7 protein-coding genes are annotated in these 7,918 nt (G+C 61.2%); 4 read left to right on the forward strand and 3 right to left on the reverse strand.

Annotation, left to right across the window (positions count from 1 at the left end; all coding sequences use genetic code 11):
* Positions 1 to 364 precede the first annotated feature (364 nt).
* From ACFQMF_RS10885 to ACFQMF_RS10900, 4 genes are all read left to right on the forward strand, one after another.
* Positions 365 to 838, forward strand: coding sequence for a hypothetical protein (locus ACFQMF_RS10885; protein ID WP_256409649.1), 474 nt, complete (start codon positions 365 to 367; stop codon positions 836 to 838).
* Between the two features lie 78 nt (positions 839 to 916).
* On the forward strand, positions 917 to 1,717 hold the full coding sequence (locus tag ACFQMF_RS10890; protein WP_256409648.1) for a QueT transporter family protein: 801 nt from the start codon (positions 917 to 919) through the stop codon (positions 1,715 to 1,717).
* Positions 1,718 to 1,762: 45 nt separating this feature from the next.
* Entirely contained in the window at positions 1,763 to 3,643 is a 1,881-nt protein-coding gene (locus tag ACFQMF_RS10895; protein ID WP_256409647.1) for an ABC transporter ATP-binding protein, read from the forward strand.
* Positions 3,640 to 4,428, forward strand: coding sequence for an energy-coupling factor transporter transmembrane component T family protein (locus ACFQMF_RS10900; protein ID WP_256409646.1), 789 nt, complete (start codon positions 3,640 to 3,642; stop codon positions 4,426 to 4,428). The genes ACFQMF_RS10895 and ACFQMF_RS10900 overlap by 4 nt, the downstream gene beginning before the upstream one ends.
* An 11-nt stretch (positions 4,429 to 4,439) precedes the next feature.
* Here the strand turns inward: ACFQMF_RS10900 and ACFQMF_RS10905 are convergent, their stop codons facing one another.
* The 3 genes from ACFQMF_RS10905 to ACFQMF_RS10915 all read right to left on the reverse strand — a co-directional run bounded on the left by ACFQMF_RS10905 (position 4,440) and on the right by ACFQMF_RS10915 (position 7,611).
* Positions 4,440 to 5,696 carry an adenosylhomocysteinase gene (locus tag ACFQMF_RS10905; protein ID WP_256409645.1) on the reverse strand — a complete coding sequence of 419 codons (1,257 nt, stop codon included), beginning with the start codon at positions 5,694 to 5,696 and terminating at the stop codon, positions 4,440 to 4,442.
* Positions 5,697 to 5,855: 159 nt separating this feature from the next.
* Positions 5,856 to 6,158 (reverse strand): DUF8170 family protein, encoded by a 303-nt coding sequence (locus ACFQMF_RS10910; RefSeq protein WP_465261788.1) that lies wholly within the window; start codon positions 6,156 to 6,158, stop codon positions 5,856 to 5,858.
* 46 nt (positions 6,159 to 6,204) lie between these two features.
* A complete protein-coding gene (locus ACFQMF_RS10915) occupies positions 6,205 to 7,611 on the reverse strand; it encodes an ATP-binding protein (RefSeq protein ID WP_256409643.1) in 1,407 nt (468 codons plus the stop codon).
* Between the last annotated feature and the right edge of the window lie 307 nt (positions 7,612 to 7,918).

A 7,918-nucleotide genomic window follows, 5' to 3' on the forward strand; every position in this document is an offset into this window, starting at 1 on the left:
GGTCGCCACGAACCTGTTGGTGGTTCGTGATTCGGGCGACGTAGGTGCGGGTCGTCTCCATCATCGTACTGTGTTCATAAGCCATTATGAGTTTTTGAGTATTAAAATCGGCGACAGGACGTTGAATATCCGGTTGGAGTGTCGTCGTGGGGTTGTCAGTCGGAGTGTCGGATTCATCCCGCGCCTAAAGGCGCAGGTATTCTCCTTGTTGTTTATAGGAAACAGAACGCCTGTTGTTAACCAACATATGATAGTAACTAGCTCTGTATGTTGGTTAAGTTGGATCGCTGTTTCTCCATCTTACGCATTCCGGCCCAACACACGGGGAGAGAATATATGCGAATCGACACCAATACATGGGGATATGAGCCGGGTAGGTAGCCATCTGAGACGGCTCAGGAAAAGCGACGACATCCTTGATCCCCGCTCGCGGCACAACATTCACGTCACCCGCGCGGCGGATCTTGACGCGGTCGGGCCGTGGTCGGGTGAGACGTTGGTCGCGGCGGTGCGACGAGCCGACGGCGAGGAGCGTGTGGTTGTCATCGATTACGGTCGGCACGAGCTCTATCTTGCGGCTGGCACCGAGCTCACGTATGAGCCACCACAGAGACTTGGACTCGCGGCGCCACCGGAGCTCTACGTCGCCGAGCCACATCGAATCGACCTCGACCACCAAACGACTACTGCTATTGAGCCCGTCGTCGTCTCCCCCAAATTCGACATCCTTGTCCCCGCCTTCGATTGGGAGGAGCTCAGCGATGACGACATGTTACCCCCAACCAATCGCCAGCCCTCGGGGACATCCGTCGGAAGCGGCACCGGCACACCCGGCTAACGAACAGTGCGAGGCTCAGCCCGTCTGTCGTGGTGAATGGAGTCAGTTTTATATATACCTGATAAGGATTCTATCGATATGCGTGAACTGTTCGCGATGTGGCGTGACACGCGGATGATACTGCTCGTTGCGGTAGTTGCGGCGATATACGCAGCAGTCCTGCTCCCGTTCAAACTATTCACGGTCATCCCGGGCATCACGAGCATCCGGCCGGCGAACGTGTTCCCGGTTATTTTCGGTATTATGTTCGGCCCGGCGGCGGCCTGGGGTGCGGCCATCGGGAACCTCATCGGCGATGTCTTCGGTGGCACGCTGGGACCGGGGAGTGTCTTTGGCTTCCTCGGGAACTTCTTCTTCGGCCTCGTGGGCTACAAGCTGTGGGGCAACCTGGGTCCGCTCTCCAGCGGCGAGGAGCCGAATATGCGCTCAGTCCAGCAGGTCATCGAATACGTCGTCACTGCCGTCGCCGCCTCGGCGGCGTGTGCAGTTATCATCGCTTGGGGCGTCGACCTGCTCGGCCTGGTGCCCTTCACCGTCCTCGGGCCGACGATCATGATCAACAACAGCCTCGCCGCTGCGGTGCTCGGCCCCCCGCTACTGTACCTGACGTATCCGCGCATCAAGGATATGGGACTGCTGTATCCCGACGTGATGCGCGAGGAAGACTTGGAGGAAACGAGCTTCTCACAGCCGGTCGTCGCGGCTTTGGGCATCCTTGTGGTTTCGCTGACATGGCTGGCGCTGGGCATCTATGTCTTCTCGCCGCAGTCGACCATGCAGATGGCGCTAGGCGGCGTCGGCCTCCTGTTGCTCGTCGTCTTCGTCGTCATCGGCAACCAGGGACTGCCAGCTCAGCTGAAGGGTGCCGACATCAGATAGTCGAGTCGAAACGCCGAAATCACCAGCCCATCAACTCTATCTTGAATGGACTCCCCCCAGTCTGACGACGGCCTCGTCGCCCGTCTCAGAGAGGTCGTCTTCTCGTATGACAGACAGGACGACACTGACGCCGTCGGCGACGACCATGCCGACCCTGACGCCCGCGAGGGGTTCGTCCTGCGTGGGGTGGATCTCGAGGTGCCCGACGAGTCGTTCACGGTCGTCATGGGCGCGAGCGGCGGCGGTAAGTCGACCCTGCTCCGCACGTTTAACGGCATCATTCCCGACTTCATTGATGGTGCGTTCGACGGAGACGTCCGGGTTCTCGACCGCGATCCGACCACCAGCCGCGTCAGCGAGATGGCCCGCGATGTGGGGATGGTCATCCAGGACTACGAGTCACAGCTGTTCGGCACGAGCGTTGAGACGGAAGTCGCGTTCGGGCCAGAGAACCTCGCGGTGCCGCCTGAGAACATCGGCCGGCGAATCGACGACTCGCTGTCGGTCGCTGGGCTCGGTGACCTCGGTCGCACACGGGAACCGGACTCGCTCTCCGGGGGACAAAAACAGCGGCTTGTGTTCGCTGGCGTCCTCGCCATGTACCCGGACCTGCTCATACTGGATGAGCCGACGAGCGACCTCGATCCGGCCGGAAGCCGCGACGTACTCTCGGTTGTGGGCCGGCTGGCCGAGGCGGCGACGGCGGATACCTCAGTTGGCGACTGGGAGGGTCCCGACAGCATCGTCCTCGTCACACACAAGATCGAAGAGGCTCTCCTCGCCGACCACGTGGTCCTCCTCAAAGGCGGCCGGGCAGCCCACGCCGGGCCGGCCGAGGAAGTGTTCCGAAACGTCGAGGCGCTCCGGGAGTCCCGGGTCGCCGTTCCACCGCTGGTCGCGGCGTTCGACCGCCTCGGCTTCGAGGGGGAAGACCTGCCGCTAGCCGTTGACGGGGCTGTTGAGACCGTCAATAGGGCAGACCTGACCTGGACGCCGCCCGGCAAGCGTGGCGGTCGCAATCCAGGTGTGCCTGCGGGCACCGCCACCGATCTCGGACGTCCGCTGTTTGAACTGGAGGAGGTTGCCCACGAGTACGACGCTGATGGCGAGACGGTCCGGGCCGTCGACGGCGTGGATCTCACGGTCAAAGAGGGAGAGGCCGTCGCCATTGTCGGCCACAACGGGAGCGGTAAGACCACTCTCGCTAAGCACCTCAATGGCCTGCTTGACCCGGACGAGGGGGTAGCCCGCTGGAATGGGCGAGACATCCGCGAGCTAGACATGTCCGAGGTTGGCCGCAGTGTCGGCTACGTCTTCCAGAACCCGGATCACCAGATATTCGCCGCGACAGTCGAGGAAGAGGTCGCCTTCGGCCCCGAGAACTTCGAGTTGACGGGCGACGAACTTGACCGCCGCGTTGCTGGGGCCATCGAGACGGTCGAACTCGATGGGCTAGAGGACGCGGATCCGTTCACCCTCTCGAAGGGCCAGCGCCAGCGGGTCGCGCTGGCCTCGGTGTTGGCCACCGACCCGGACGCCATCATTTTCGACGAGCCGACGACGGGGCTGGACGCCGAACAGCAGGCGACGTTCATGGACCTTGTGGCCGACCTCAACCGCGAGGACGGCGTCACCGTCGTCATGGTCACCCACAGCATGTCGACGGTGGCGACATATGCGCCCCGGACCGTTGTGATGAGCGACGGTCGGAAGGTTGCGGATGAACCGACCCGCGAACTGTTCGCCGACGAGGATGCCCTGGCCGAGTGGGATCTTCGGCCACCTCAGCCGGTGGCACTCTCGAACCGGCTGGCCGCCGATGCGGGCCAGACTGACGCCCTCCCGGCGCTGTCGGTTGACGAACTGGTTGCGGGGCTCGCCGACGAACCGATGACGACGACCGGTCCGGGAGGTGGATCGGCGTGAGCGCTGCATCCTCGCTATACGTCCACGGCGACTCCGTGTTCCACCGCCTCGCGCCGCGGGCCAAAATCGCCCTCGCGGCGGGGCTGTTCGCCGTCGCGCTCGTCTTCGATCATCCCGCGTTCGTCGGTATCCCACTGGTTGTGGCCTTTGGGACGCTCGTCGCGCTCGGTGGGTGGAGCAACTTCCGACGCGTGCGGTTCATCGTTGTTGCCGTCTTCGTAGTCGGCCTCGTCGTCTGGCCGCTGTTCACGCCTGCGGGTGGGCCCATCTGGCTCTCAACACCTGTGGTTGAGTTGACCCGCAACGAGTTTCTCGTCGCGCTCGGGCGGAGCACGCGGTTCGCCTCGTTCATCGTCACCGGTCTGCTGTTCGTGACAGTCACCTCCAACGAGGAGCTGGTCGCCGGCCTCCGCAGTTTGGGTGTCCCATTCGCCTTCTGTTTCGCCGTCGGGACGGCTCTACGGTTGTTCCCGACCCTGCTCGGTGCGACCGGGACGGTCCGGCAAGCGCAGGAGGCACGCGGCCACGACCTCAGCTCCGGGTCGCCACTCCAGCGCATCCGCAACTACATCCCACTGCTCATTCCCGTGTTCATGACCGCTATCCGGAACGTCCAAACACAGGCGATGGCGCTTGAGGCACGCGGGTTCGACACCCAGGCGGAGCGCACCTTCTACGGTCGGCAGTCGCTGGCCGGAAGCGACTGGGTCGCAGTCGGTGTCGGTAGCCTCATGCTCGTCGGCTCGGTCCTCGCGCGGTACGTGTTGGGCAAGGGGACCGTCTGAAGGCGTGCCGGTCAGAAACTGCTGTCCGGATGCTCCCACTCTTTCCCGTACGCCCGCTGGCTCTCGGTCATCTCGTCGATGCTGACGCCGAGCGTCTCCAACTTCCGCTCAGCGACTGCGCGGTCCAGCCGGTCCGGGATGTTGTACAGTCCCGGCGTCAGGGCATCGCCGTCGCCCGCGAGCATGTCGTGGGCCGCGATGAACATCATGGCATGGGTGGTGTCGATGACCTCTGCCGGGTGCCCCTGGCTGTACGGGCCGGTGAGGTTGACCAGCCGACCCTCCGCCAGCAGGTTCAGTCGGCGGCCGTCGGACATCTGATACTGCGTGACGCCCTCCTTCGGCGTGGTTACCTCCTCGGCCATCGCTTCGAGGTCGTCGAGGGCGATCTCCACGTCGAAGTGCCCGGAGTTCGCCAGCGTCGCGCCGTCTTGCATAGCCTCGAAGTGCTCTTTCCGCATCACCTCACGGTTACCCGTCGCGGTGATGAACAAGTCGCCTACCTCGGTTGCCTCGGCCATCGACATAACGCGGTGGCCGTCCATGTGGGCCTGGAGTGCCTTCCGTGGGTCGACCTCGGTGACGATTGTCTGGGCACCCATTCCACGGGCCTTCCGGGCGATGCCGCGGCCACAGTAGCCGTAGCCACAGACCACGACGTCTTTGCCCGAGATGATGGCGTTGGTCGTGATGGCGATATTCGTGAGCGAAGACTCGCCCGTCCCGTGGACGTTGTCGAAGAAATGCTTCATCGGGGTGTCGTTGACACCGTAGACCGGGAACTCGAGGACGCCTTCGTCCTCCATCGCCTCAAGACGGGTGATGCCGGCGGTGGTCTGCTCGCCACCGCCGATCACGTCGGCGGCCACGTCGCGGTGGTCGGCGTGGACCTTGGCGATGAGCTCACAGCCGTCATCAAGGATGAAGTCGGGTTCGCGTTCGAGCAGGTCGTGCTGGGCCGCGTCGAACTCCTCGTCGGTCATCCCCTCCCACGCGAAGGCAGTGATGCCGTCGCGAGCGTCGAGTTCCTTGACGACCGGCCCGTGAGTACTCTGTGGTTCACTCGGCGTGAAGAGGACCTCCGCGCCGGCGGCCCGGAGCGTCTCGATGGCGACGCCGGACTTCGGTTCGAGGTGGGAGGCGAACGCCACGGTGTAATCCTCGAGCGGTCGTGTCTCGCCGTACTCATCCTGGAACGACCGGAGGATGGGGGTGTGCTCGCGCGCCCAGGATAGCGGGTCGTCGGCATCAGATGGCGTGGGCGTCATGCTGAGGGCTACTCATCGTTTCGGATTAAGCACTCCGGAACCGGTTAGCTGTGGGTTAACTTACAGCTTCTACCGATTTCGTATTTCAGTGTCCAGACACCCTTAGGGGGGCTTTCGCATCGCTACCGCTGTACCGCCAAGCGAGTAGGACTGGATAATTTACTGGTCCTCACGCTCTTCCCATTCCGGACGTGGCGTCGGGGCCGGGAGTTCGTCAACCTCAGTTCGAAGCTCGTCCTCAGTTGTCCACGGGAAGCATCGATCGTGGCGTTCGAATTTGCGGAACTTGTTGAGATGGACCCAACTGTACGTTGCCGGCTCTTCGTCCTCATCTGCCCGCTCGTCGATCACATCCCACACCTCCTGTTCGTCGATACCGAGACCGTTCTCTTGGGCGCGATCAACGAACGGCTCGACGTTTAATTGGACTTCATCCTCCAACAAATCGTCTGCGAACGCTATCTCGAGAGCGGCCTAAATGATATGCCCTTTCGATTCAAGATTCGAATCAGTCACCCTCGAGGATGGCAACAATATCGGAGAGATCGAAGAGACGGAGGTCATCACGTTCGTCTGCAGCTTCCTCAACGGAGCGTTTGAAGCCAGAACGACTGAACAGGGCGAATTCATAGGTCGGCTCATCACCTCCCTTGGGTGTCCAGTCGATGTGCTCCACGTCATCTTCGAGATTCGAAAGCACATCATAGCCGAGGGGTGTACTGGTGAACTTCGCTTCGCCAACGATCAGCGTTGACTCGTCAGTTGGGGCGACGACATCTACCTCTCGGCCCTTGTACCACCACTGGCGTGGCACCTGCGTGAGCTGATAGTCTGCATAGAGCGCCGGCACCGCCTGGTGACAGAGCGATTCGAACGTTTCGCTGACGAAGTCGGGCAATTCCGGTTCGATAAGATCCGCGTAGGCGTTCTCGCCGTAGAGTTCGTACTGTCCCCCGCGGCCGTAGAGATACCGGAAGTAAAACCGGAACACGGGGTCCCGAATCTGGTATCGCGTCCGCTTGCTGCGTGCCGGGTCGGCGAGTGCTGGATGGTGTTTCTCGATGATCTGGAGCGTTTCCAGCCGGTCGAAGTAGTACGACGTGTTGGTGCTCTCGATGCCGGCTCCCTGAGCGATTTCATTCCGACTGCGGTTCCCGCTGGCCATCGACTCTAGAACAGAAAAATACGTGTTCACCTCGTTGAGTTCCATCTGGAGGACGGTTTCGGGCTCGTCGTGGAGTGGGCCATCCGGGTCGCACAGCAGCCGTGTGATGTTCTCTCCGAGGTTCTGTGATGAATCGAGTGGGCTGAGATATCGGGGTGTGCCGCCGAAGACGCCATGGACGAACACCCGTTCTTCGGGATCGTACGTCGGCACGAACTCCTGGATGGAGCGAAACGGCAGCTGGGTGAGTTCGAGGCGGCCATTCGGTGTCTGGGATACCCGGCCGTAGAGTGGCGCACCGACATCGAGGACGTGCGTATGAATCATACCGATTGCAGAGCCTGTGAGTACGAGCGTTGCCTGACTCTCGTCGACAGCCGTATCCCACAGGTGTTGAATGACCGACGGAAGTCCCTCGTTCGATTCGATGAGGTACGGGAATTCGTCGATGACGATGATAGCGTCTCTGTCGGTGAGGTACGTCAAGAGCGGTTCCCATTCCTCTTTGACGGCCGTGATGTCTGGATAGGTCGTCGCTGCTGCTTCGACGAATCGCCTGAGCTGTGTCGTCGCTGTTCCCTGGACTGCCTGATAGTACACAGCATTGTCGCGGTCGGCAATCGATTGGCGGACAAGTTCGCTCTTGCCGATTTGACGGCGCCCATAGATAATGGCGAGCTCTGCAGCCTCACTCTCGTAGAGGGCCTGCAACCGATCGAGTTCATCGAGCCGATTGACGAACTGGTCCATACACCCAGTCGTGGTGGGAGATACATACGTGTTTCGAGTTTTAGAGGCAAAACTATAATAGTCTGAACGATAATATCCTGGACTCTAATATGACGAGCTAATGTTCGACGAAGGTCAGAATGCTCCCTGCGGACGCAGAAAAAGGTAACCAACAGATCAGAAAACACCGCCTTTGCGTGGTTAACTTGGTAAGATAAAAATTCGCCCTCGAACACCCTTGATGAGTTCTTCTGCCGTTCGATTAATTGGGCCGTGTTGAATCGCTGTAAGGCGTTGGAATTCACTGTTTGACGAGGCGTTTGATGTT

The organism is Halorubrum rutilum, from assembly GCF_042665015.1.
Classification (GTDB): domain Archaea; phylum Halobacteriota; class Halobacteria; order Halobacteriales; family Haloferacaceae; genus Halorubrum; species Halorubrum rutilum.